Here is a 574-nt window from a genome sequence, read left to right on the forward strand (position 1 = left end):
CGACCAGCACGGACAGGTCGCGGCCGAGGGCGTCGGTCCCCATCGGGTGCGCGGTCGACGGCGGCAGGTCGGCGGCGAGGTAGTCGGAGGTGGTCATCGCGTCGGGCGCGAGCACCGGCCAGAGCAGCGCGAACACGACGATCGCCGCGAGCATCGCCGCCCCCGCGGCCCGCCGCGCGGCCGGGCCCTCACGCATCGATCCGCACCCTCGGGTCGGCGAGCAGCAGCAGGCAGTCGGCGAGCCACGTGCCGGCGAGCACGGTCAGCGACGCGGCGACGGTCACCGCGGCGAGCAGCGCGAAGTCCGCCCCGAGCGCGGCGTCGACGGTCGCGGCGGCCAGCCCGGGCCACGCGAACACCGTTTCCACGACGAGCGAGCCCACCATCACCTCGGGCACGCGCGCGCCGACCAACGCGATGAGCGGCGCCCACGCCACCGGTGCGACGTGCCCGGTCAGGACGGTCCACTCGGCGAGGCCGCGGGCGCGCGCCTCGGCGACCGGTGGGGAATCGGCGGCCTCGGTGACCGCGCGCCGAAACGCGAGCAGCAGCCACGGCACCTGCCCCGCCGCCA

The 574-nt window shown here is 77.4% G+C and carries 1 protein-coding gene and 1 pseudogene; both read right to left on the reverse strand.

The window, feature by feature from the left end; translation table 11 throughout:
- Window positions 1-196 (reverse strand): annotated as a pseudogene (locus HMPREF3086_RS05030) (ABC transporter permease); the annotation flags it as partial.
- A partial coding sequence (locus HMPREF3086_RS05035) for an ABC transporter permease subunit (RefSeq protein ID WP_141764004.1) occupies window positions 189-574 on the reverse strand: 386 nt, incomplete at its 5' end. The gene HMPREF3086_RS05035 and the pseudogene HMPREF3086_RS05030, both read right to left, overlap by 8 nt.

Origin of the sequence: Dietzia sp. HMSC21D01, assembly GCF_001815995.1 — a bacterium.
Taxonomy (GTDB): domain Bacteria; phylum Actinomycetota; class Actinomycetes; order Mycobacteriales; family Mycobacteriaceae; genus Dietzia; species Dietzia cinnamea.